We start from the raw sequence: 22,368 nt of genomic DNA, 5'->3' as shown, positions 1-22,368 counted from the left end.
GGGTCGGACCGTGTGCGCAGGACGTCAGAGGCGCACTCCGAGAACCCCCGCCCGAAAGACCAGGGTGACGGTGCGCCAGTCCCAGCACACGGTCCGACCCCACCGCGGACCCGACCCCGCGGGCAGGAGACCCGAGCCGAGCGGACCGACCGCCGCTCAGCGGGTCAGGGGTTCTCCCAGGCGTCGGCGCGGGCCGCGAGGGCGTGGACGTCGTCGGGGAGGTCGCGGCGGACGACGTCGTCGATCGTCACGCGGTCGAGCACGTCGCGGACGCTCGCGCGGAGGGCGACCCAGACCTCGAGGAGCGCGGCGGCGGAGCCCTCGTACTCGAGGCTGGGCGGGCGCTCGTCGCGCACGGTGACGAGCGGTCCGTCGACGGCGCGGAAGACGTCGGCGAGGGTGACCTCGGACGCGGGGCGCGCGAGGCGGTGGCCGCCGGAGCGGCCGCGGACGCTGGCGACGATGCCGGCGCGGCGCAGGTCGCCGAGGATCCGTTCGAGGAAGGAGACGGGCAGTCCCTGGCCGGCCGCGAGGTCCTCCGCCCGCACGGGGTCGCCGTGGGGGGACGCCGCGAGCTCGGCGCACGCCCGTACCGCATAGTCAGCCTTCGCCGAGACACGCATGGGGACATTGTGCCGTGCGCAGGGTCGCGGACGGTCGTGCACAGCGTCTCCGGGAGCGATCTCACCCGCGTGGGCCCTGCTCATCCGGTTCGGGTTCCCCCTACGCTGTGACCCGTGGACGTGCGGGAACGCAACAACGTGCGGGTCATGGGGCCCGCGGGGGGGCCGACGATGGTCTTCGCGCACGGCTTCGGCGGCGACCAGTCGATGTGGCGCTTCGTCGCGCCCGCGTTCGCGGCGGACCACCGGGTCGTGCTCTTCGACCACTCGGGCTGCGGCGCGTCCCACCCGGCCGCGTACGACCCCGCGCGGCACGCGGAGCTGGGGGGCTACGTCGCCGACATGGTCGAGGTCGTGGAGGACGTCGCGGACGAGCCGGTGATCCTCGTGGGGCATTCGGTGAGCGCGGTGATCGCGCTCCTCGCGGCGGCGGACCGTCCGGACCTCGTCGACCGCCTGGTGCTCGTCGGACCGAGCCCCCGGTACATCGACGAGGAGGGGTACCGCGGCGGGTTCTCGGCCGAGGAGATCGACGAGCTGCTCGAGACGATGGACGCGAACTATCTGGGCTGGACGCAGGCGATGGCGCCGGTGATCGTCGGGAACCCGGACCGTCCGGCGCTGGGGGACGAGCTCGCGGAGGTCTTCCGGCGCAACGACCCGGCGATCGCGCGGCAGTTCGCGCGCGTGACGTTCCTCGGCGACAACAGGGCGGACCTGGCGCGCGTGCGGACCCCGGCCCTCGTCGTGCAGAGCCGGGAGGACGTCATCGCCCCGCAGACGGTGGGACGGTACGTGCACGAGCACCTGCCGGGGAGCGAGCTGGTCGTCATCGACTCGGTCGGGCACTGCCCGAACCTGTCGCACCCGGCGCTCCTCGTCGGGGCGATGCGTGACTGGCTCGGGGGTTCCTGATGGTGATGTCGCGCGGCGAGCGCTGGGTGCTCGCGCCCGTCGCGCTCCTGCTCCTCGACGCGGAGGGGCGGGTGCTCGACGCGAACGACGAGCTCCTGCGCCTGCTGGACGTGCCGGACGTGGAGGCGGTCGCGGGGCGCCGGCTCGCGGACCTGCTCACGGTGGGCGGCCGCATCTACTGGGAGACGCACCTCGGTCCGCGCCTGCACACCGAGGGGCGGGTCGACGAGGTCGCGGTGGAGCTGCGGACGCCGCGGGGTCGCGAGCCGGTGCTGCTCACGGCGATCGGGCGGGAGGTCCGGGGAGAGCGCCTCGTCGAGGTCGCGATGCTGGTGGCGCGCGAGCGGTCGCGCTTCGAGCACGAGCTGGTGGGGGCCCGGCGCGCGGCGGAGGAGGCGGAGCGGCGCGTGCGGCTGCTGCACGGGATCGCCGCCGACCTGGCGAGCGTCGCCGGTCTCGACGGCGTCGCGTGGGTCCTGCTCCGGGCGGCGGTGACGATGCTCGGGGCGGGCGACGCGGCCCTGTGGACGCCGCAGGAGGGCGGCCCGCTCCGCCGCTGGGGCGGCGCCGCGGGGGTGACCGCCCCGACGATCGACGAGCTGACGGAGGCGGGCGTGCGCGCGGACGGGACCGTCGTCGTCCCGCTGCGCACGGCCGGGGCGCTGCTCGGCGTCCTCGCGCTGGAGCCGCGCCGGGCGGCGGGCTCGGAACCGGTCGACCTCGGCACGGCGGCCGCGGCGGGGCAGCTCGCGGCGCTCGCGCTGGCCCGGGCGACGACCCACGAGCAGAGCGTGTCGGTCGCGAGCGAGCTGCAGGGCGCGATGCTGTCGGACGGGATCGTCGCCGACCCGCACGTGGAGGTCGCGGCCTGCTACCGCCCTGGTGTGCACGACCTGCAGGTCGGCGGCGACTGGTACGACACCTTCCGCGTGGCCCCGGACGTCGTCGCGCTCTCGGTCGGGGACGTGGTGGGGCGCGGGCTCAAGGCCGCGACCGCGATGGGGCAGCTCCGGACGGCGGTCCGCGCGGCGTCGGACACCGGCCTGCCGCCGGAGGAGGTGGTGGAGCGGCTCGACCGCTTCGTCGACCGGACCGGGACGGGGTTCATGACGAGCCTCGTGTACGGGGAGCTCGAGCTGCGGGAGGGGACGCTGCGGTACACGTGCGCGGGACACCTGCCGCCGCTGCTCGTGCGCGCGGACGGGTCGGCGGGCTACCTGTGGGAGGCGCGGTCCACACCGTTGGGCGTCCGGGGCACGACGCCGCGCGTCGCCGACACGGTGACGCTCGCCCCGGGCGACCTGCTGCTCCTCTTCACCGACGGTGTCGTGGAGCGCCGTGACCGGCCGCTCGCGCTCGCGCTCGACGAGCTTGCGGAGATCGTCACGAACGCGCTCGGCGCCGGGCTGAGCGGCACGGAGCTGCTGGAGGCGGTCGTCGCGCGCGCGCCGGAGGACGACGACGCGTGCCTGCTCGCGGTGCGCTGGCTCGGCCCGGGGGCGCCGGGCGAGTCCGCGACGGAGGCGTCGCGCGTCGCGTCAGCGGACGAAGAAGGGGCCGACTGAGGGGTCCGCGAGCCGGCCGAGCGCGTGGCCGAGCCGCTCGACCGTGGAGCGTGCGAGGTCGTCGGGCAGGTCGTCCGGGGCGAACCACGCGACCGCGAGCGACTCGTCGTCCGCGACGTGCGCCGCCGCCGCGGCGGCGGGGGACACGGGTCGGCACAGGAACGCGAGGTCGAGGTACTGCGACCGGTCGCCGTTGGGGTACTCGACCGGTTCGGTGACGGTCACCGCGACCAGCGTGTCCACGACGACGTCGACCCCCGTCTCCTCGCGTACCTCCCGTGCGAGCCCGACGGCGGGGTCCTCGCCGGGCTCGAGGATCCCGCTGATCATGGCCCACTGCCCGGTGTCGGCGCGCTGCCCGAGCAGCAGGCGGCCGTCGTCGTCGACCACGACGGCCGACACCCCCGGCATCCACAGGAGGTCGGTCCCGACGTGGGACCGCAGGGCGGCGACGAACTCGGGGATGGGCATGTCCCGAGCCTAGGCGGGCCCGGCGACCCGGACGACCGGCACGTGAGACGGGCCGTCCGACCCGCGGAGGCCCTGTGCTACGGTCGCTCCGTGACTTCTCAGTGGTATTGGCGCTTTACGCAGGCTCCCGGTGGGGCCGTGCGGGCGTTCGCCTGACCACAGATCACCACCCGGAGCCAGCACAGGGCCTTGGACGCGGACCGCGTCCGGGCCCTTCGTCGTGAGACGGGCCGCTCCGGGACCACGGGCGGCAGCAGGCCGGTGAAGCGCCGCTGGGCACCGCTGAGCACTCCGATCTCACGGCGGCCCCCGACCACCGCCGCACAGACCAGGAGCCTCCCGTGACCAGCACGACCGCCCAGCCCGAGACCGCGTCGTCCAGCCCGACGTCCACCGCGTCGTCCGACCAGGTGACGAGTACCGTCGACCCCGTGGACAGCCCCGAGCTCCAGGCCCGCACGAGCGACCTGCGGGTCCGCGCGCTCGACGCGCTCCCCGCCCCGCGCGCGATGCTCGCCGACCTGCCGCTCGGCGCCACGCGCAGCGACCTCGTGACGACGTCGCGCCGCGAGGTCCGCGACGTCCTCGCGGGCGACGACGACCGCCTCCTCGTCATCGTCGGCCCGTGCTCGGTGCACGACCCCGAGGCCGCGCTCGAGTACGCGGGCCGCCTGGCCGCCGTCGCGCACGAGCTCGCCGACGACCTCATGGTCGTCATGCGCGTGTACTTCGAGAAGCCGCGCACCACGGTGGGCTGGAAGGGCCTCATCAACGACCCGCACCTCGACGGGTCGCACGACGTCCGCCACGGCCTGCGCCTCGCGCGCGAGGTGCTGCTCGGCGTCCTCGACGCCGGCGTCCCCGCCGCGTGCGAGTTCCTCGAGCCGACGAGCCCGCAGTACATCGCCGACGCCGTGTCCTGGGGCGCGATCGGCGCGCGCAACGCGGAGTCGCAGGTGCACCGCCAGCTCGCCTCCGGCCTGTCGATGCCCGTCGGGTTCAAGAACGCGACCGACGGCGACGTGCAGATCGCGGTCGACGGCTGCATCACCGCGGCGAGCGAGCACACGTTCTTCGGCATGGACTCGCTCGGTCGCGCGGCGGCCGTCGAGACGGCGGGCAACCCCGACTGCCACGTCATCCTGCGCGGCGGGCGCTCGGGCCCCAACTACGGGGCCGACGACGTCGCGGCGGCGCTCGCGGTCGCGCGCACCTCGGGGCAGGGCGGGGTCACGGAGCACGGGCTCGTCGTGGACGCGTCGCACGGCAACTCGGGCAAGAGCCACGTGCGCCAGGCGGAGGTCGTGCGCGAGGTCTCCGCGCGGCTGGCCGAGGGCGAGCAGGGGATCACGGGGCTCATGATGGAGAGCTTCCTCGTGGCGGGCGCGCAGAAGCCCGCGCCGAGCGGACTCGTGTACGGGCAGTCGGTCACCGACGCGTGCATCGACTGGGACACGACGGCCGACCTGCTGCGCGAGCTCGCCGCCGCGGTGCGCACCCGCCGCGCGCTCTGAGGCGGTCCGGGGGCTCGCCCGTCCGCGACGTTCGGGTGACGCGTCAGCTCGCGAGCTCCCTCGCGGGCGTCCACGACCCGATCATCGCGGTCCCGCCGCCGAGCAGGTCGAGGCCGTCCCCGACGCCGGGGATCCCCGCGAGCCCGACGACGGACTCGGGGTCGCCCGGGTGCGGGGCCACGAGCAGCGTCGTGACGAGCGGCGGGTCGTCGGCCGTCGACCCGCCGCGCCACGAGAGCGCGGCCCAGGCCGTGGCGCCCGGCGCGAGCGTGAGCGGGGCGAGACCGTCGTCGTCCGGCTCGAGGAGGACGTCCGTCTCCGAGCCGTCGTCGGCGACGAAGCGGACCGCGGGCGCGCCGGCGAGCACGCACTCCGCGGTGCCGTCGTTGCGGGCCGTGACGGTGAGGAACCGGCGTCCCGCGGCGGCGTCGAACCCCAGGGCCCCGAGGGTGAGGTCGCCGGTCGCGCACGCGCCCCCGGGGCGGTCCCCGGCCGTCGGGGCTACACCCGCGACGAACCCGGAGCGGGTCGCGGAGGCGCCGCCGTCCGTCGCGCCGTGGACCTGGTACGCGAGCACCGGGCCGGCGTAGGCTGCGCCGTCGAGCACGCGGGCGACCACGGCTGCGTCGCCCGAGGTGATCACCGTGAGCAGGGGGTCCTGGGGGAACGTGTCGCGAACGGCGTCGTGCACGACCTGCGTCACGCCGGGCTCCGCGGCGACGTCGGCCAGGAGCGTGAGCAGGGCGTCGTCGGGGACGGTCAGCCCGTCGCCGTCGTAGGTGCCGACCCCGGAGCCCTGGACGCCGAGACTCGTCAGCCCTCGACCTTCGGCCCGCACGAGCGCGGCGACGGGGACGAGGTCGTCGGCCGAGCGGACGTCGACCGAGGCGGCGCCCGGGGCGAGGTACACGCGCCGCACGGAGTCGTGGGCGACGAGGCGGACCGCGTCGGCGACGGCGTCGGCGCCGAGGAGGTCGGGGCGCGGCTCCCCGGTGGTCGGGTCGACGCCGGGGACGGAGGCCGCTCCCGGGCCCTGCTCGACGGCGAGCGTCCCGCCGCTCGCGTCCGTGCCCTCGACCCGGAGCGACCACGCGCCGCCGCCGGGCACCGCGGCGACGATCGCGCTCGCGTCCAGGGTAGTGCGCTGCGCGACCTCGGGAGAGGGGAGCGGAGTCACCAGCGTGATCTCGGCCGACGTGCCCACCCGCCCGTTCGTCTGCACGTCCTCGACGCCCGGCAGGGCGAGCAGGAGCGCGATCATGTCCTCCGTCCCCTGGTCGGGGTCGACCGGCCCGGGCGACGTCGCCGTCGACCCGTCCGGTGGTGACGACGGGAGCGCGGCCGGACCGTCCGCCACGGCGGGGGCGTCGAGGACCGCGGGGGCGAGGAGCGCGGCGACGACCGCGAGGCCCACGCCCGCGACCGACGCGACGACGGCGACCGTGCTCCGCGGGACCCGGGTCGCGCTCTCGGGCGCAGCCTCGTCGGTGCCGTCCGTCGTCGGTGCGATGCGCTCGTCGTCCACGGCCGAGACGCTACCCACGCGCGTGCCCCGACGTGGCCGCGCCGACGCGGTCTGCCCGGGCTCGCCCCCGAGTCTTCACACCCGTCCCGGCGCCCGCGGGGCGAACCGCGGCGGGACGGGCGCAGGGTCCCTGCCGAATCGGTCTTTCAGCCCATCGGGGGACCTGCCGGGCGCAGCTCCATAGCAGGACTCCTGGATACCGGCAACATCTGGCATGATCCGGCCATGACAGTGAGGACGGCCGCCGAGCTCGCGGCGGTCGAGGACCCCGCGTGGCCGACGCTCTCCCGCATGCTCGGGCGCGGCGGCGTGGAGGTCGTGCCGCCTCCCGCGTGGTCGCTCGAGGTCCTCTTCCGGCTGCAGGTCACCGTCCGCTCGACGCTGGGCGCGCTCGCGCTCCACACCGGCGGGGTGCTCGTCGACGGCGGGTGGCTGCGCATCATCGGCGGGGGCGGCGCGGGGCTGCCCGACCTCGCGACCGTCAACGGGCTCGGCGAGCCGGGGGAGCACAGCGTGGCGCCGTCGGTCCTGGTCGTCGCGTACGACGTGCTGGGGGGCACGTTCGCGATCAACGGCGGCGGGCTCCCGGGCCAGCTCGGCAACGTCAACTACTTCGCGCCCGACTCGCTCACGTGGGTCGACCTCGGGTTCGGCCAGGCGGCCTTCCTCGAGTGGGCGGTGAGCGGCGGGACCACGGAGTTCTACGCGTCGGTCCGCTGGCCCGGCTGGTACGACGAGATCGGGGCCGTCCGGCTCGACGAGGGGCTGAGCCTCTACCCGCCGCTGTGGTCGGAGGAGGGGCGCGACGTCACGCGGTCGTCGCGCACGCCCGTCCCGCTCGGCGAGCTCGTGGACTGGCACTTCGAGATGGCCGAGCGCATGACGCCCGTCGACGACTACGTGCGCGACGCCGACGAGCACCTCGACGGCTACGGCTCCTGGCCCGCCGGGGACTACCGGCCGTAGCCGGTCAGGGCCACCACGGTGCCGCGTCGTCGAGCAGCCCCGGCGGGACGGTGGCGAGCTTGTCCGGGTTCCGCACGATGTCGAGGGCCGCGATGCGCCCGGCGACGAGCGTGAACGCCAGGACGGTGAGCACGCCCGAGCCGTCGACGAGCGCGAGCCCGGGACTTCCGTTGACGTCCACGGCCCCCGCGCCGAGCGGCGGGTTGCGGAGGTAGGAGAGCAGGACCTCCCCGACGGTCGCGGCGCCCTGGACCGGGTGGCGGAGCGCGCGGACCTTGCCGCCGCCGTCGCCCCGGAGCGTCACGTCGGGGTCGAGCAGACCGAGCAGGGCCGGCAGGTCGTCGCCCGCGCACGCCGCGACGAACGCCTCGACGACGCGCTCCTGCTCGGCGCGCGACGTCCGACCGCGCGGCCGTCCCGCCTCGACGTCCTTGCGGGCGCGCGACGCGAGCTGGCGCACCGCTGCGGGCGAGCGCCCGACGACGTCGCCCACCTCCTCGAACGGCAGCCCGAAGACGTCGTGCAGGACGAACGCGACGCGCTGCGCGGGCGAGAGCCGTTCGAGCACGACGAGCAGCGCCATGCTCACCTCCTCGTCCAGCGTGACCCGCTCGGCGGGGTCGACGGCCCCCGCCGACGTCGCGGCCGCCGCGGCGACCGGTGACCTCGCGCCGGGCGCCGTGACGACGGGCTCGGGCAGCCACGTCCCGACGTAGCGCTCGCGCCGCACGCGCGCGCTGCCGAGCACGTCGAGCGCGAGGCGCCCGACCGTCGTCGTGAGCCACGCCGCGAGGTTGCGGATCGACGCCGGGTCCTGGGTGCGCAGGCGCAGCCACGCGTCCTGGACGCAGTCCTCGGCGTCCGACCAGGACCCGGTGGTCGCGTAGGCGAGGCGCAGGAGGCGCGGACGCTCCGCCTCGAAGGCGTGCGCGAGGTCGTCGGTGCTCACCGCGCGACCGCCGCGGTGGGCTGGGCGGCGAGCCAGCCGCGGAAGGTCGTCGTGCCGCGCGCGTCGGGGTGCGGGTCGGTGAGGCCGCCCGCGCGCAGCGCCCGCCCGAGCTTCCCGGGCAGCGGGACGCGGACCGGGAGCGCCCGCGAGCCGGTCGCCGCGCGCCAGGCGCGCGCCGCGTCCCGCAGGTCGAGCACCTCAGGCCCGGCGACGGTCGTCGTGCCGCGCAGCGGCTCGCGCTCGGCGGCGTCGGCGACCGCGGAGCCCGCGTCGCTCGCGGCGACGGGCTGGACCGGGGCGCGCAGGAGCGGCACGACGCCTCGGCGCGCGGCACCGGCGAGCGTCCCGGCGACGAACTCGTGGAACTGCGTCACGGCGACAACGGTCCACGGGACGACGCCCGCGGCGACCGCCCGCTCCTGCTCGACCTTCACGCCGTAGTAGGCCATCGGCACATCGTGGCACCCCACGATCGAGACGAGCACGTGGTGCCGCACCCCGGCGTCGCGCTCGGCCGCGAGGAGCCGCCGCGTCCCGTCGACGAGCGTGGCGCGCGCGTCGGCCGTGGACGACGACGCGTTGCTCGCGTCCACGACGACGTCCACCCCGGCGAGCGCGGCCGGGAGCCCGGCGCCCGTCCGGAGGTCGACGGCGTACCGCTCCGCGTGCCTGCTCAGCGCACGCACCTCGTGCCCGCGCGCGGTCAGCGCCGCGACGACGTGCCGGCCGATCGTCCCTATCCCACCTGTCACTGCGATCCTCATACCCGTACGACGCCGCAGCGCCCCCGGTTGTGACATCTCGCCGGACGGGAGCGCCGATCCGCTAGTTGTATACAAGTGCGCAGGACGTGTGGCACGATGGCCGGGTGACGACGACGCCCGACCTGCGCGCCGCCGTCGGGCAGTCCGCGACGCCCGGCGACGCGGGCCTTACGCGCCGCCAGTCCGGCGCCCGCGCGGTCTACGACCTCCTGCGCGGCCGCATCATCGACGGCACGCTCGCGCCCGACGCGCGCCTCACCGAGCCCGTGCTGTCCGCCGAGCTCGGCGTCTCCCGGACCCCCGTGCGCGAGGCGCTGCGCCTGCTCCAGGCGGAGGCGCTCGTCGTCGAGCTGCCCACCGGGGGAGTGCGCGTCGCGCCGCTCGACGTCGCGGACGCACGTCGCGTCTACGACGTGCGCGCCCGCCTCGAGGGCCTGCTCGCCCGGGACGCGTGCGAGCGCGCCACGCCCGACGACGTCGCCCGCCTCGTCCGGCTCGTGACGCTCATGGACGCCGTGCGCGACCACGAGGACGAGGTGCTGCGCGTCGGCGCGCAGTTCCACGGCGAGATCGAGACCCTCGCCGACAACCGCTGGGGGTCGGCGCTCCTGCGCCAGATCCGCGGCCACGTCGACCGGTACCGCGCGCTCGCCGCGCGTCGCCGCGTCGGTACCACCGACCACGTCGACGAGCACCGCGCCGTCGCCGACGCGATCGCGAGCCGGGACCCCGCCGCGGCCGAGGCCGCGATGCGAGCCCACATCGAGCGCAGCGCCGCCCTCGCCGAGCAGTCCCTGCGCGGCGCGGGGTCGGCGACCGACGACCTCCCCTGACCACCGCCCACCGCACGACGGAGACACCGATGCCGTACACCCACCACCTGCGCGTCTACCCCAGCGCGGAGCCGCTCGACCGCACCGACCAGCTCGCGTGGAAGCTCGCCGAGCTCGCGACCGACCCCGTCGAGGTCACGCCCGAGGTCGTCGACATGGTGATCAACCGCGTCATCGACAACGCGGCCGTCGCCGCGGCCAGCCTCACGCGCGGCCCCGCGGTCGCGGCGCGCGGGCAGGCGCTCGCGCACCCGTACACGCCGGGCGCGACGGTGTTCGGCTGCGGCCTCGACACCCGCACGAGCCCCGAGTGGGCGGCCTGGGCGAACGGCGTCGCGGTGCGCGAGCTCGACTTCCACGACACGTTCCTCGCCGCGGAGTACTCGCACCCGGGCGACAACATCCCGCCGATCCTCGCCGTCGCGCAGCACGCCGGGTCCGACGGCGCCGCGGTCGTGCGGGCGATCGCGACCGGCTACGAGATCCAGGTCGACCTCGTCCGCGCGATCAGCCTCCACCAGCACAAGATCGACCACGTCGCGCACCTCGGGCCGTCGGCCGCCGCGGGCATCGGGACGCTGCTCGGCCTCGACACCGAGACGGTGTTCCAGGCGATCGGCCAGGCCCTGCACACGACGACGGCCACGCGCCAGTCCCGCAAGGGCCAGATCTCCACGTGGAAGGCGCACGCCCCCGCGTTCGCGGGCAAGGTCGCGGTCGAGGCCGTCGACCGGGCGATGCGCGGCCAGACGTCGCCCGAGCCGATCTACGAGGGCGAGGACGGCGTCGTCGCCTGGCTGCTCGACGGCCCGGACGCGGCGTACGACGTCGTGCTCCCGGCCCCCGGCGAGCCGAAGACGGCGATCCTCGACACGTACACCAAGGAGCACTCCGCGGAGTACCAGTCGCAGGCGCTCATCGACCTCGCCCGGGCGCTGCACGACGAGCACCCGTGGCTCGCCGACCCGGACAACGTGACGAGCGTCGTCATCCACACGAGCCACCACACCCACTACGTCATCGGCTCGGGCGCGAACGACCCGCAGAAGTACGACCCGACGGCGTCGCGCGAGACGCTCGACCACTCGATCCCGTACATCTTCGCGGTCGCGCTGCAGGACGGCGGCTGGCACCACGTCGACTCGTACACCCCCGAGCGCGCGGGCCGCGCCGACACCGTCGCCCTGTGGGCCAAGGTCACCACCGCCGAGGACCCCGAGTGGACGCGCCGCTACCACTCGACCGACCCGGCCGAGAAGGCGTTCGGCGGGCGCGTCGAGATCGAGCTGGCCGACGGCGGACGCCTCGTCCGCGAGATCGCCGTCGCCGACGCGCACCCGCTCGGTGCGCGGCCGTTCGGGCGCGAGCAGTACGTCAAGAAGTTCCGCACGCTCGCGGCGGGCGTGCTCGAGGACGCCGAGATCGAGCGCTTCCTCGACCTCGCGCAGCGGCTCCCGTCGCTCACGCCCGCCGAGGTGCGCGAGCTGACGATCGTCGGGCGCCCGGGCCTCCTCGACGCGGTCCCCACCCCGACCGGTCTCTTCGAGCTCGGGCGCGACGAGGTCGGCGGGGCGCGCGCCGAGTTCGAGGGCGAGGGCTTCACCATGCACGAGGCGCCCGACACCGCGGCGCAGCCCGGCGGACACGGTGACCCTGCGCCGTCGGGCCCCACGACCACCGAGGGAGAGGCCCGCTGATGCTGTACAGCCAGGTGACGCCGTCGGACAAGCGGCGCGCGTTCCGCGCGGCGCTCGACGCCGCGGCGACCACGGGGGAGCCCCTGCGGCTCCCGGGCGCGTTCAACCCGCTGTCCGCACGCCTGGTCCAGGACAAGGGCTTCGAGGGCGTGTACGTGTCGGGGGCCGTGCTGTCGGCGGACCTCGGCCTGCCCGACATCGGCCTCACGACCCTCACCGAGGTCGCGGGGCGCTCGCAGCAGATCGCGCGCGTCACCGACCTGCCCGCGCTCGTCGACGCCGACACCGGCTTCGGCGAGCCGATGAACGTCGCGCGGACCGTCCAGGCGCTCGAGGACGCGGGCGTCGCGGGCGCGCACGTCGAGGACCAGGTCAACCCCAAGCGGTGCGGCCACCTCGACGGCAAGGAGGTCGTCGGGCTCGACGAGGCGGCCAAGCGCGTCCGCGCGGCCGCCGACGCGCGCCGCGATCCCGGCTTCCTGGTCATGGCGCGCACCGACGTCCGCGGCACGATCCCCGGCGACGCCGGGCTGCGCGCCGCGATCGACCGCGCGAAGGCGCTCGTCGACGCGGGCGCCGACGCGATCTTCCCCGAGGCGATGAAGGACCTGTCCGAGTTCGAGGCCGTCGCGTCGGCCGTGGACGTGCCCGTGCTCGCCAACATGACCGAGTTCGGCAAGTCCGAGCTCTTCACGCGCCGCCAGCTCGGCGACGCCGGGGTCCGGCTGATCATCTACCCCGTCACGCTCCTGCGGGTCGCGATGGGCGCCGCCGAGCGCGCGCTCGACGAGATCGCCGCGACCGGCACCCAGGCGGGCCAGGTCGAGGTCATGCAGACGCGCGCGCGCCTCTACGAGCTGCTCGACTACGCCGCCTACAACACCTTCGACGAGGGCATCTTCACCTACCGGCCCTGACGACCCGCCGGTGCCGCGCGCCCGTGGGGCCGCGGCACCGGCATCTCCCCGCGACCCGTGCAGCACGAAGGAGTGACCGCATGACCACCTCCCCGACCACCACCGAGGGGCCCGAGATCCGCAAGGGGCTCGCGGGCGTCGTCGTCGACGTCACGGCGATCTCGAAGGTCAACCCCGACACGAACTCGCTGCTCTACCGCGGCTACCCGGTGCAGGACCTCGCCGCCCGGCGCAGCTTCGAGGAGGTGTCCTACCTCCTGTGGCACGGCGAGCTCCCGACGCCCGAGCAGCTCGCCGAGCAGACCGCCGTCGAGCGCACGCACCGCGCCCTGCCCGGCAACGTGCGCAACGCGATCCTCGAGCTCCCGACGACGTGCCACCCCATGGACGTCGTCCGCACCGCGATCTCCCAGCTCGGCGCGCACGACCCCGACGCCGAGGACTCCTCGCCCGAGGCCGAGCAGGCCAAGGCCGTCCGCCTGTGGGCCGTGCTGCCCGCCGCCGTCGCGCTCGACCAGCGCCGCCGTCGCGGGCAGCAGATCGTCGAGCCCCGCGACGACCTCACCTACGCCGAGAACTTCCTGTGGATGACGTTCGGCGAGGAGCCCGAGCCCGCCGTCGTGCGGGCCTTCGAGGTCTCGATGGTGCTCTACGCCGAGCACTCGTTCAACGCCTCGACGTTCACCGCGCGCGTCATCACGTCGACGCTGTCCGACCTGCACTCGGCGGTGACCGGCGCCGTCGGGGCGCTCAAGGGACCGCTCCACGGCGGCGCGAACGAGGCCGTCATGGCGACGTTCGCCGAGATCGGGACCGCCGACCGCGCCGAGGCCTGGCTCGACGACGCGCTCGCGCACAAGCGCAAGATCATGGGCTTCGGGCACCGCGTCTACAAGCACGGCGACTCGCGCGTCCCCACCATGCGCGCGACCCTCGACGACCTCGTCGCGCACTACGGCCGCCAGGACCTCCTCGACCTCTACGTCGCGCTCGAGGCCGCGATGACCGAGCGCAAGAACATCCTCCCCAACCTCGACTACCCGGCGGGCCCCGCGTACCACCTCATGGGCTTCGACACCCCGATGTTCACCCCGCTGTTCGTCGCGTCGCGCGTGGTGGGCTGGACGGCGCACGTCATGGAGCAGCGCGCCGCCAACGCCCTCATCCGCCCGCTCAGCGAGTACGTCGGCCCGCCCCAGCGCGACCTCCCCTGACGCCGGAGCCCCCTCCGCCGAACATGCGGTTGCCGCCCGGTCCGGGCACCTGACGGGCGGCAGCCGCCTGTTCGCCGCACGCGGGGGGGGTCAGCCGACGAAGGACTCCAGCTCGGTGCGGTCCACCGGACCGTCGCGATGGATGAGCGCCTTGACGTCCTCCATGCGGTCCCAGACGTTGACGGCCATGCCCGCCTCGACGCGGCCGTCCTTGACCCAGAACGCGACGAGCTCGCGGTCGAGGACGGAGCCGGAGACCACGACCTCGTCGTAGGCGTCGGGGCCCGCGACGAAGCCGAGGTACTCCATGCCGACGTCGTACTGGTCGGAGAAGAAGTACGGCAGCTCGGGGTAGGGGTCGGTCGCGCCGAGCATCGCGCGCGCCGCGTGCGGGCCCTGGTTGAGCGCGGTCGCCCAGTGCTCGACGCGCACCGACCGCCCGTAGCGCGCCGACGGCACGCTCGCGACGTCACCGGCGACGAAGACGTCGGGGTCCGTGGTCTGGAGGGTCGCGGAGGCGACGACGCCGCCCGTCGCGGAGTCGAGCGCCAGGCCTGCCTCGCGGGCGAGCGCGACGTGCGGGACCGCGCCCACGGCGACGAGCACGAGGTCGGCGTCGACGTGCGTCCCGTCGGCGATGTCGACGCCCGTCGCGCGGCCGCCCGCGCCCGAGATGCCCGTGACCTGGGCACGGCGGTGCAGGTGGACGCCGTGGTCGGTGTGGACCTGCCCGTACAGCTCACCCATCTCCGGACCGAGAACCCGCTCGAGGGGGTGCGTGCCGAGCCCGATCACCGTGACGTCCAGACCGAGCGTGCGGGCAGACGCCGCGACCTCGAGCCCGATCCAGCCGTCGCCGACGATCGCGAGCCGCCCCGCGCCGCCGTCGTGGGCGGCGCGCAGCGCGGCGGCGAGCGCGTCGCTGTCGTCGAGCGTGCGCAGCTCGTGGACGCCGTCCAGGTCGAGGCCGGGCAGCGGGATCCGGCGCGGGTCCGAGCCGGTCGCGAGCAGCAGCTTCTCGTACGGCAGCGTCCGGCCGCCCGAGAGTGCGACGCTCCGACCGGCGAGGTCGACGGCGGTCGCCTCGGTCTCGGTGAGGAGCTCCACGTCGTGCTCGGCGTACCAGTCCGCGGAGAGGGGGAACACCGACTCGCGCTCCGCCTCGCCGCGCAGGTAGTCCTTGGACAGCGGCGGCCGCTCGTACGGTCGGTGCGGCTCGCGCGCGACGACGGTCAGGCCACCGTCGTAGCCCTCGTCGCGCAGCGTCTCGACGGCCTTCGCGGCGGCGAGCCCTCCTCCGACGACGACGTGACGTCCAGCGCTCATGACGACCTCCGCAGTGACTCGGGTGCCCGGGACTCGGGCGGACGGCCCCAGTCTGGCGCGTTCTCGCACACCGTGCGAGGTGCGGCGACGGCACGCACCGACGCCCCGCCGCGGCGGCGTTCACACGTTTCGCGTGACGACCCCGGACGGCGTCCCCGGGCAGGCTTGTCCACGACAGCACCCGCCGTGCACCGCGCGGCGGCACCCGCGCGGAGGAGGTGCCGTGAGCATCGTCGTCGGCGCGATCGTGACCGTCGTCGTCGTCGCCGTGGCGGTCGCGACGATGCTGCTCGTCCGGCGGCGCGCACCGGCCGGCAGCCGGTTCAGCGACGGCGACCGGGCGTCGGGGGTCTTCGGGGTGGTCGCCACGGGCTTCTCCGTGCTCCTGGGGTTCATCGTCTTCCTCGCCTTCGAGTCGTACGACGAGGCGCGGAGCGGCGCCGAGGCCGAGGCGCGGATCGTCGTGCAGCAGCTGGAGACCGCGCAGTTCTTCGCCCCCGACGACGCGACGCGGCTGTCCGGGGAGCTCGTCTGCTACGCCCGGTACGTGGTCGCGAGCGAGTGGGAGCAGATGGCGGACGGCGCGCTCGGCGAGGCGGTCAACCCGTGGGGGGTCGCGCTCTACCGGACGGTGCGCGACGTCGTCCCCGCGTCGGACACCCAGCAGTCCGCCTACGACCGGTGGATGGACCAGACCGCGGCCCGCGAGGACGCCCGCCAGTCCCGCGTGCACGGCGCGGAGGGCCTGATCCCGCTGCCCCTGTGGCTCGTCCTCTTCGTCGTCTCCGCGACCGTCTTCGTCTTCCTGCTCTTCTTCGCCGACTCCGCGGAGCGTGCCGCGACGCAGGGCCTGCTCATGGGCAGCGTCACGCTCGTCATCACGCTCCTGCTGTGCCTGCTCGCGTTCTTCGACCACCCGCACGGGCACCAGGTCGGCAAGCTGCAGCCGACGGCGATGGAGCGCGCCCTCGTCCTCCTGGTGGGGGAGGCGGACGCGGCGGGGGTGGCGATCGACCCGCCGTGCGACGCCGCCGGGACGGCGACCGGCCCGGGTGCGGACCGGCCCTGAGGACGGGTCGGGGAGCGGGGACGTCCGAGCGGACGCCCCGTCGGCGGACATGACGAAGGCCCGGAATCGTGGCGATTCCGGGCCTTCAGCCTGGTCGGGGTGACAGGATTTGAACCTGCGACCTCTTCGTCCCGAACGAAGCGCGCTACCAAGCTGCGCCACACCCCGGTTGCTCGTCCGCACGATGATCGACGAGGAGACCTCGTCTTCCGCGCGGGAAGCCTGCTCAGAATAGCCGACGAAGTGCCGTGCGACGAAACTCGATTCCCGTGACCCCGCCGACACCCCGTGCGCGCCCTCGCGGGGAGGGTGCGCACGACCCGCTCAGCGTGCCGTCAGGGTGAGCAGCGTCGCCTCGGGGCGGCACGCGAAGCGCACCTGCGCGTAGGGCGAGGTGCCCGCTCCGGCGGAGACGTGGAGCCACGTCGAGTCCTCGCCACCGGGTGCGTCGGGCCGCGCGCCGGGCCAGCCGTGCAGACCCTTGGCCCGCCGGCGGTCGATGTCGCAGTTCGTCACGAGCGCGCCGAACCCGGGCACGCAGAGCTGCCCGCCATGGGTGTGGCCCGCGAGGACCAGCTCCGCCGCGTCGTCGTGCATGGCGTCCAGCACACGCCGGTACGGCGCGTGCGTGACCCCGACGCGGAGCACCGGGCCGTCGTCCGACGCCCCCTCGGAGCCGGCACCGAGACCGCCCGGAGCGGAGGGTGCCGGGAAGACGTCCCGGTCGAGGTGGGGGTCGTCCACGCCGACGAGGTCGAGGCGGACGCCGCCGACCTCCAGGACGTCGCGACGGTTCGTGAGGTCGGCCCAGCCCGCGTCGCGCATCGCCGCGGCGAGCTCGCCCGCCGGGAGCAGCCGGGCCTCGCCGGCGAACGGGACGCGCGCGTCCGGCAGGAGGTACCGCGCCGGGTTCTTGGGGACGGGCGCGTAGTAGTCGTTCGACCCCATGACGAAGGCGCCGGGCGTCGAGAGCAGCGGCTCGAGCGCGTGCAGCAGCGGGTCGAGCGCGTCGACGTGCGCCAGGTTGTCGCCCGTGTCGACGACGAGGTCCGGCTCGAGCTCGGCGAGCGAGCGCACCCACTCGATCTTGCGCCGCTGGCTGGGGACCAGGTGGAGGTCCGAGACGTGGAGCACGCGCAGGGCGGGCGTGCCGGCGGGCAGCACGGGCACGGTCACGCGGCGGAGCGTGAACAGCGTGGTCTCGACGTGCGCGTACGCCACGCCGGTCAGGCCGACGACGGCGAGCGCGCCGAGCCCGCGCAGGGCCCGGCGTCGGCCGGCGGCGCTCAGCCGTTCCCCCTGCCGCCGAGGTTGCCGAACCACTCGCCGAGGTCGACGTCGTCGCGGCCGGCCCCGTTCCCGCGGTCACCGCGGTCGCCACGGCCTCCGCCCGCGTCGGCGTCGGGCTGCTCGTCGCCACCGCCCTGGTCGCCGCCGCCCTGGTCACCACCACCCTGGCCGCCGTCGCCGCCCTCGGGCGTCGTCGGCGCCGTGGGCGGCGGGGCGGGGGCGTTGACCCGCTTCCAGTCCGGGTCGGCGAAGCCCGGGGCGGGCTGGCCGGCGAGGATCTGGTTCATGTAGTCGCGCCAGGTCGGTGCGGCCAGGCTCGAGCCGTACCAGAACTGGAGCGACTTCCCGTTGATCGTGAATGCTCTCCCGTAGGTGTTCCGGTTCATCGGGACGTCGCCCTCCGCGTTGCCGATCCAGACGGCGGTCGCGGCCTGCGGCGTGTACCCGATGAACCACGTGTGCGTGTTGTTGTTCGCCGTGCCGGTCTTGCCTGCCGCGGGACGACCGTCGGCCAGCGCGTTGCCGCGCCCGGAACCCTGCGTCAGCACCTGCTGGAGCGCGTACGTGACGGTGTTCGCGACGCCCGGGTCGATCGCGTTCTCCCGGCAGTCCGCAGAGGGCACGGGGAGCTCCTGACCGTTCGAGTCGAGGACCTTGGTGATCGCGACCGGCGAGCAGTAGGTGCCGCCGCTGGCGAACGTCGCGTACGCAGCCGCCATCTGGAGCGGGGAGGAGTTCTGCGTGCCGAGGATCATGGACGGGCGAACCTTCACCTCTCCGCCGTCCTCGAGCATGGACGGCTGGAAGCCCGCCGCCGTCGCCGTGCTCGCGACGCCGCAGAGATCGAGCTTGCTCGCCATCGTCGTGTAGGCGGTGTTCACCGAGTTGTACGTCGCCTTGAGGACCGACATCGAGCCCTGGCCGTCGCCGTCGGAGTTCGCGGGCGTCCATTGCTCGTTGCCGAACCGGACACAGCTCGCGTGGAAGTCCCGGCTGAGGGTCCACGTCCGCTTGGTGGCGCTGACGTTCTCGTAGAGCGAGTGGCCCTCGTTGAGCCACTCCGCGAGCACGAACGGCTTCCACGTCGAGCCGGGGGAGAACCCGTTCGACGAGCCGTGCGCCTGGTCGACGCTGTAGTTGACGGCCGTCGTGTTCGGCGCGGGCTCCTGGGTGTTGTCGAACGCGCGGTTCTGCGCCATCGCGAGGATGTTGCCGGTCCCCGGCTCGACGGTGACGATAGCGTCCTCGATCTGGCTCGGGTCGTCCGCCGGGACCGCCGCGGCCGCGTGCTGCTCGGCCGCCGCTTGCATCGCGGGGTCGAGCGTCGTGTAGATGTCGAGACCGCCGCGGTAGAGCAGCGTCTGGCGCTCCTCCTTGGTCTCGCCGAACACCGGGTCGGACATGATGATCTTCGTGACGTAGTCGCAGAAGAACGCCGAACCACCGGATGCCTGGCAGCCCGCCTCGAGCGGCTGGACCGAGAGCGTCTCGGCGATCGGCCGGGTGCGGCCCGTGTCGTACTCCTCGCGGGTGATGAACCCCTGCTGGTACATCTGGTTGAGCACGATGTCGCGTCGCTTCTGGGCGTTCTCCGGCTCCGTGGTCGGGTCGTACGTCGACGGCGCCTTGGTGATCCCCGCGATCGTCGCGGCCTCGACGTAGTCGAGGTCGATCGCGCTCTTGTTGAAGTAGTGCCGCGCCGCCGTCTCCACGCCGTAGACCGAGCGGCCGAACTGCGCGATATTGAGGTAGCCCTGGAGGATCTCCTCCTTGGTCATCTTCTTCTCGAGCGCGATGGCCAGCTTGGCCTCGCGCGCCTTGCGCCCGAGCGACTTCTCGTTGGCCTCGTAGAGCGCCATGGTGTCGTCGTCGCGGACCGCCTGCTCGATGAGCACGTTCTTCACGTACTGCTGCGTGAGCGTCGAGGCCCCCTGGGTGTCGCCGCCCGTGATGTTGTTGACGACCGCGCGGGGGAGACCCTCGACGTCGACGCCGCCGTGGTCCCAGAAGCGCTTGTCCTCGATCGCGATGACCGCGTTCTTCATCGCGTCCGAGACCTGGTCCAGCGGGACCACGATGCGGTTCTCGGTGTAGAACGTCGCGAGGCGCGTCGTGCCGTCCTTGGCGTAGATGCGCGACTGCTCGGACAGCGGGCCGGGCTCGAGGTCCGCCGGCAGCTCGTCGAAGACCTCGACCGCGGTGTCGGTCGCCGTGTTCGCCCCGGCGGCGAGCGGGACGAGCAGCCCGGCGGCGAGGACGCCGCCGACGCCGGAGACCAGCACGAACGCCAGGAAGAGGGCGACGAGCTGGTACGCGTTGATCTGCCGGCCGCGAGGACGCACACGGGAAGCCATGGTGACAACCCTACGGGAGCGACCCTGGGAGGGCCCCGGGATCCCGGGGCCCGCGGGTGTGCGGGTTGTGTAAGCATCCCGCGGCGACCTCCTCGGCGGTGCCTGCGCGGGCCGACTACGCTCGCCCCATGGCAACCACGTGGGAGTACGCGACCATCCCCCTCATCATCCACAACACCAAGGCCGTCCTCGACCAGTGGGGCTCCGACGGCTGGGAGCTCGTCCAGGTCGTGACCGGCCCCGACGGCAACGGCCTCGTCGCCTACCTGAAGCGCCCGACCGGGGAGAAGTAGTGGCGGGCTTCCCCGCCGGGACGATCGCCGCGCGCCTGACGGAGCTCGGCCTCGCCCTGCCCCCGGTGGCAGCGCCCGTCGCCGCCTACGTGCCCGCGGTGCGCTCGGGGCGGTACGTCCACACGTCGGGCCAGCTCCCGTTCGTGGACGGCGCGCTGCCCGCGACGGGCAAGGTCGGCGACGGCGAGGGGCTCGTCCCGCCCGCCGACGCCGCGGCCCTCGCCCGGCAGTGCGCGCTCAACGCGCTCGCCGCCGTGCACGACCTCGTCGGGAACCTCGACCAGGTCGCCCGCGTCGTCAAGGTCGTCGGGTTCGTGGCGAGCGACCCGTCGTTCACGGGCCAGCCCGGCGTCGTCAACGGGGCGAGCGCCCTGCTCGGGGAGGTCTTCGGCGAGGCAGGCGTCCACGCCCGCAGTGCCGTCGGCGTCGCGGTCCTGCCGCTCGACGCCCCGGTCGAGGTCGAGATCGTCGTGGAGCTCGCGGAGTAGCGCCCCCGCCGGCACGCGAACGGGGCCGGCGGCCAGGTCCTCACGGACCCGGTCGCCGACCCCGTCCTCGTCGGTGGCGGTCGGTCAGCGCGCGCGGCGCTCCAGGCGGTCCATGTCGAGCAGGACGACGGCCCGGCCCTCGCGGCGCACCCAGCCGCGCGTCGCGAAGTCGGCGAGCGCCTTGTTCACCGTCTCGCGCGACGCACCGACGAGCTGCGCGAGCTCCTCCTGCGTGAGGTCGTGCGCGACGCGGACGCCCTCGTCCGTCTCCTCGCCGAAGCGGGTCGAGAGGTCGAGCAGCGCCTTGGCGACGCGGCCCGGGACGTCGGAGAACACGAGGTCGGCCAGCGTCTCGTTGGTGCGGCGCAGGCGACGCGCGAGGGCGTTGAGCAGGTGCTTGGCGACGCTCGGGTGCTTCTCGATCCACTCGACGAGCTGGTCGTGCCCGAGCTCGTAGATGACGGAGTCGGCGACGGAGCTCGCGGTGGCGGTGCGGGGGCCCGGGTCGAACAGGGAGAGCTCCCCGAACATCTCGCCGGGGCCGAGGATCGACAGGAGGTTCTCGCGGCCGTCGTTGGAGCGGCGCCCCAGCTTGATCTTGCCGCTCGCGATCACGTAGAGGCGGTCGCCCGGCTCGCCCTCGCGGAACAGCACGTCGCCGCGGGAGAGCTCGATCTGCTGCATCGACTCGAAGAGGGTGCGCGTCTCGTCCGCGTCCATCGTCGCGAACAGGGGGGCGGAGAGCACAACGTCGTCGTCCACGCGGGGTGTCCTATCGTCTCGTCCTCGGAAATGTTCCAGGACAAGTCTGCCCTACGGCTGCAACTCGGGTGTCGGGGGCGGCGGCTACGGTGGGTCCGTGACCACCACCGAGCCGGCCCGCACGGGGGCGCCGAAGCCCGAGTCGCACCTCGCCCTCGTCCGGCGCGCGCGCCGCACCAACCGCGAGCTCGCGGTCACCTATCCGGACGCGCACTGCGAGCTGGACTTCACGACGCCGCTCGAGCTGCTCGTCGCGACCGTCCTGTCCGCGCAGACGACGGACAAGCGCGTGAACCTCACGACCCCGGCACTGTTCGCGCGCTACCCGGACGCCGCCGCGTACGCGGGTGCGGACCGGGAGGAGCTCGAGGAGCTGCTGCGCCCCACCGGGTTCTTCCGGGCGAAGGCGCAGTCGGTCATCGGCATCGGCCAGGCGCTCGTCGAGCGGTACGACGGCGAGGTGCCGGGACGCCTGGAGGACCTCGTGACCCTGCCGGGCGTGGGCCGCAAGACGGCGAACGTCGTGCTGGGCAACGCGTTCGGCGTGCCGGGGCTGACGGTCGACACCCACTTCGGCCGGCTCGTGCGCCGCCTCGGCTGGACCACCGAGGAGGACCCGGTCAAGGTCGAGCAGGTCGTCGGCGGGCTGGTCGAGAAGTCGGAGTGGACGATGCTCTCGCACCGGCTGATCTTCCACGGCCGTCGGGTGTGCTTCGCGCGCAAGCCCGCGTGCGGCGCGTGCACGATCGCGCGCTGGTGCCCGTCCTTCGGCGTCGGCGAGGTCGACCCGGTCAAGGCGGCGAAGCTGGTCAAGACGAGCTGAGGTCCCGGGC

21 protein-coding genes and 1 tRNA gene are annotated in these 22,368 nt (G+C 74.4%); 12 read left to right on the top strand and 10 right to left on the bottom strand.

All coding sequences use genetic code 11. The annotated features are described in order from the left end of the window. Positions 1-164: 164 nt before the first annotated feature. Complete coding sequence (locus tag ACFC2L_RS17455; RefSeq protein ID WP_047232267.1) at positions 165-623, bottom strand: Rrf2 family transcriptional regulator; 459 nt, start codon at positions 621-623, stop codon at positions 165-167. A gap of 114 nt (positions 624-737) precedes the next feature. Between ACFC2L_RS17455 and ACFC2L_RS17450 the strand changes: the two genes are divergently transcribed. Together ACFC2L_RS17450 and ACFC2L_RS17445 are read left to right on the top strand one after the other, a co-directional pair. Beyond that, on the top strand, positions 738-1,538 hold the full coding sequence (locus tag ACFC2L_RS17450; protein WP_375825600.1) for an alpha/beta fold hydrolase: 801 nt from the start codon (positions 738-740) through the stop codon (positions 1,536-1,538). Next, positions 1,538-3,103 carry a SpoIIE family protein phosphatase gene (locus ACFC2L_RS17445; protein ID WP_375825599.1) on the top strand — a complete coding sequence of 522 codons (1,566 nt, stop codon included), beginning with the start codon at positions 1,538-1,540 and terminating at the stop codon, positions 3,101-3,103. Before ACFC2L_RS17450 ends, ACFC2L_RS17445 begins: the two co-directional genes overlap by 1 nt. Here the strand turns inward: ACFC2L_RS17445 and ACFC2L_RS17440 are convergent. Next, complete coding sequence (locus tag ACFC2L_RS17440) at positions 3,077-3,574, bottom strand: NUDIX domain-containing protein (protein WP_375825598.1); 498 nt, start codon at positions 3,572-3,574, stop codon at positions 3,077-3,079. The genes ACFC2L_RS17445 and ACFC2L_RS17440 overlap by 27 nt on opposite strands. Before the next feature lie 410 nt (positions 3,575-3,984). Between ACFC2L_RS17440 and ACFC2L_RS17435 the strand changes: the two genes are divergently transcribed. Further along, entirely contained in the window at positions 3,985-5,088 is a 1,104-nt protein-coding gene (locus ACFC2L_RS17435; protein WP_375825605.1) for a 3-deoxy-7-phosphoheptulonate synthase, read from the top strand. 43 nt (positions 5,089-5,131) lie between these two features. Here ACFC2L_RS17435 and ACFC2L_RS17430 read toward each other — a convergent pair whose 3' ends face one another. Then, a complete protein-coding gene (locus tag ACFC2L_RS17430; RefSeq protein WP_375825597.1) occupies positions 5,132-6,613 on the bottom strand; it encodes a DUF4232 domain-containing protein in 1,482 nt (493 codons plus the stop codon). Between the two features lie 225 nt (positions 6,614-6,838). Here ACFC2L_RS17430 and ACFC2L_RS17425 point away from each other — a divergent pair, with 225 nt between their 5' ends. Beyond that, a complete protein-coding gene (locus ACFC2L_RS17425; RefSeq protein WP_375825596.1) occupies positions 6,839-7,579 on the top strand; it encodes a DUF2625 family protein in 741 nt (246 codons plus the stop codon). A 4-nt stretch (positions 7,580-7,583) separates the two neighbouring features. Here ACFC2L_RS17425 and sigJ read toward each other — a convergent pair whose 3' ends face one another. Together sigJ and ACFC2L_RS17415 are read right to left on the bottom strand one after the other, a co-directional pair. Further along, positions 7,584-8,528 (bottom strand): RNA polymerase sigma factor SigJ, encoded by a 945-nt coding sequence (gene sigJ / locus ACFC2L_RS17420; RefSeq protein WP_375825595.1) that lies wholly within the window; start codon positions 8,526-8,528, stop codon positions 7,584-7,586. Next, positions 8,525-9,280, bottom strand: a complete 756-nt coding sequence (locus ACFC2L_RS17415) for an SDR family oxidoreductase (RefSeq protein WP_375825594.1) — start codon at positions 9,278-9,280, stop codon at positions 8,525-8,527. The genes sigJ and ACFC2L_RS17415 overlap by 4 nt, the downstream gene beginning before the upstream one ends. 116 nt (positions 9,281-9,396) lie before the next feature. Between ACFC2L_RS17415 and ACFC2L_RS17410 the strand changes: the two genes are divergently transcribed. The 4 genes from ACFC2L_RS17410 to ACFC2L_RS17395 all read left to right on the top strand — a co-directional run bounded on the left by ACFC2L_RS17410 (position 9,397) and on the right by ACFC2L_RS17395 (position 13,953). After that, complete coding sequence (locus ACFC2L_RS17410; RefSeq protein WP_375825593.1) at positions 9,397-10,125, top strand: GntR family transcriptional regulator; 729 nt, start codon at positions 9,397-9,399, stop codon at positions 10,123-10,125. A 29-nt stretch (positions 10,126-10,154) separates the two neighbouring features. Continuing rightward, positions 10,155-11,822 (top strand): MmgE/PrpD family protein, encoded by a 1,668-nt coding sequence (locus ACFC2L_RS17405; protein WP_375825592.1) that lies wholly within the window; start codon positions 10,155-10,157, stop codon positions 11,820-11,822. After that, positions 11,822-12,739, top strand: a complete 918-nt coding sequence (prpB, locus tag ACFC2L_RS17400; protein WP_375825591.1) for a methylisocitrate lyase — start codon at positions 11,822-11,824, stop codon at positions 12,737-12,739. Before ACFC2L_RS17405 ends, prpB begins: the two co-directional genes overlap by 1 nt. Positions 12,740-12,819: 80 nt before the next feature. Beyond that, positions 12,820-13,953, top strand: a complete 1,134-nt coding sequence (locus tag ACFC2L_RS17395; RefSeq protein WP_375825589.1) for a bifunctional 2-methylcitrate synthase/citrate synthase — start codon at positions 12,820-12,822, stop codon at positions 13,951-13,953. Between the two features lie 90 nt (positions 13,954-14,043). On the opposite strand, the gene ACFC2L_RS17390 is transcribed toward ACFC2L_RS17395, so the two are convergent. Beyond that, on the bottom strand, positions 14,044-15,279 hold the full coding sequence (locus ACFC2L_RS17390; RefSeq protein WP_375825588.1) for an NAD(P)/FAD-dependent oxidoreductase: 1,236 nt from the start codon (positions 15,277-15,279) through the stop codon (positions 14,044-14,046). 223 nt (positions 15,280-15,502) lie between these two features. Between ACFC2L_RS17390 and ACFC2L_RS17385 the strand changes: the two genes are divergently transcribed. Next, positions 15,503-16,348 carry a hypothetical protein gene (locus ACFC2L_RS17385; RefSeq protein ID WP_375825587.1) on the top strand — a complete coding sequence of 282 codons (846 nt, stop codon included), beginning with the start codon at positions 15,503-15,505 and terminating at the stop codon, positions 16,346-16,348. Positions 16,349-16,439: 91 nt separating this feature from the next. Here ACFC2L_RS17385 and ACFC2L_RS17380 read toward each other — a convergent pair. From ACFC2L_RS17380 to ACFC2L_RS17370, 3 genes are all read right to left on the bottom strand, one after another. Further along, a tRNA-Pro gene (locus tag ACFC2L_RS17380) sits at positions 16,440-16,516 on the bottom strand. 156 nt (positions 16,517-16,672) lie between these two features. Beyond that, positions 16,673-17,671 (bottom strand): metallophosphoesterase, encoded by a 999-nt coding sequence (locus ACFC2L_RS17375; RefSeq protein WP_375825586.1) that lies wholly within the window; start codon positions 17,669-17,671, stop codon positions 16,673-16,675. Next, a complete protein-coding gene (locus tag ACFC2L_RS17370) occupies positions 17,635-19,992 on the bottom strand; it encodes a transglycosylase domain-containing protein (protein WP_375825585.1) in 2,358 nt (785 codons plus the stop codon). The genes ACFC2L_RS17375 and ACFC2L_RS17370 overlap by 37 nt, the downstream gene beginning before the upstream one ends. Before the next feature lie 128 nt (positions 19,993-20,120). Here ACFC2L_RS17370 and ACFC2L_RS17365 point away from each other — a divergent pair, with 128 nt between their 5' ends. Further along, positions 20,121-20,285 carry a hypothetical protein gene (locus ACFC2L_RS17365; protein WP_021481786.1) on the top strand — a complete coding sequence of 55 codons (165 nt, stop codon included), beginning with the start codon at positions 20,121-20,123 and terminating at the stop codon, positions 20,283-20,285. Next, positions 20,285-20,773 carry a RidA family protein gene (locus tag ACFC2L_RS17360; RefSeq protein WP_375825584.1) on the top strand — a complete coding sequence of 163 codons (489 nt, stop codon included), beginning with the start codon at positions 20,285-20,287 and terminating at the stop codon, positions 20,771-20,773. Before ACFC2L_RS17365 ends, ACFC2L_RS17360 begins: the two co-directional genes overlap by 1 nt. A gap of 84 nt (positions 20,774-20,857) precedes the next feature. Here the strand turns inward: ACFC2L_RS17360 and ACFC2L_RS17355 are convergent, their stop codons facing one another. Then, positions 20,858-21,535 (bottom strand): Crp/Fnr family transcriptional regulator, encoded by a 678-nt coding sequence (locus ACFC2L_RS17355; protein WP_047232250.1) that lies wholly within the window; start codon positions 21,533-21,535, stop codon positions 20,858-20,860. 97 nt (positions 21,536-21,632) lie between these two features. Between ACFC2L_RS17355 and nth the strand changes: the two genes are divergently transcribed. Further along, a complete protein-coding gene (gene nth, locus ACFC2L_RS17350) occupies positions 21,633-22,358 on the top strand; it encodes an endonuclease III (protein WP_375825583.1) in 726 nt (241 codons plus the stop codon). Positions 22,359-22,368 lie beyond the last annotated feature (10 nt).

This window comes from Cellulosimicrobium sp. NPDC055967 (assembly GCF_042269845.1).
Classification (GTDB): domain Bacteria; phylum Actinomycetota; class Actinomycetes; order Actinomycetales; family Cellulomonadaceae; genus Cellulosimicrobium.
This window is presented reverse-complemented; position numbering and strand designations above follow the sequence as displayed.

What these genes read in the sequence shown, in the direction of transcription:
- ACFC2L_RS17365 (WP_021481786.1), top strand. Translation starts at nt 20,121, where the DNA reads ATGGCAACCACGTGGGAGTACGCGACCATCCCCCTCATCATCCACAAC.
- ACFC2L_RS17440 (WP_375825598.1), bottom strand. Translation starts at nt 3,574, where the DNA reads ATGCCCATCCCCGAGTTCGTCGCCGCCCTGCGGTCCCACGTCGGGACC.
- ACFC2L_RS17455 (WP_047232267.1), bottom strand. Translation starts at nt 623, where the DNA reads ATGCGTGTCTCGGCGAAGGCTGACTATGCGGTACGGGCGTGCGCCGAG.
- ACFC2L_RS17395 (WP_375825589.1), top strand. Translation starts at nt 12,820, where the DNA reads ATGACCACCTCCCCGACCACCACCGAGGGGCCCGAGATCCGCAAGGGG.
- ACFC2L_RS17445 (WP_375825599.1), top strand. Translation starts at nt 1,538, where the DNA reads ATGGTGATGTCGCGCGGCGAGCGCTGGGTGCTCGCGCCCGTCGCGCTC.
- ACFC2L_RS17425 (WP_375825596.1), top strand. Translation starts at nt 6,839, where the DNA reads ATGACAGTGAGGACGGCCGCCGAGCTCGCGGCGGTCGAGGACCCCGCG.
- prpB (WP_375825591.1), top strand. Translation starts at nt 11,822, where the DNA reads ATGCTGTACAGCCAGGTGACGCCGTCGGACAAGCGGCGCGCGTTCCGC.
- ACFC2L_RS17405 (WP_375825592.1), top strand. Translation starts at nt 10,155, where the DNA reads ATGCCGTACACCCACCACCTGCGCGTCTACCCCAGCGCGGAGCCGCTC.
- ACFC2L_RS17370 (WP_375825585.1), bottom strand. Translation starts at nt 19,992, where the DNA reads ATGGCTTCCCGTGTGCGTCCTCGCGGCCGGCAGATCAACGCGTACCAG.
- ACFC2L_RS17390 (WP_375825588.1), bottom strand. Translation starts at nt 15,279, where the DNA reads ATGAGCGCTGGACGTCACGTCGTCGTCGGAGGAGGGCTCGCCGCCGCG.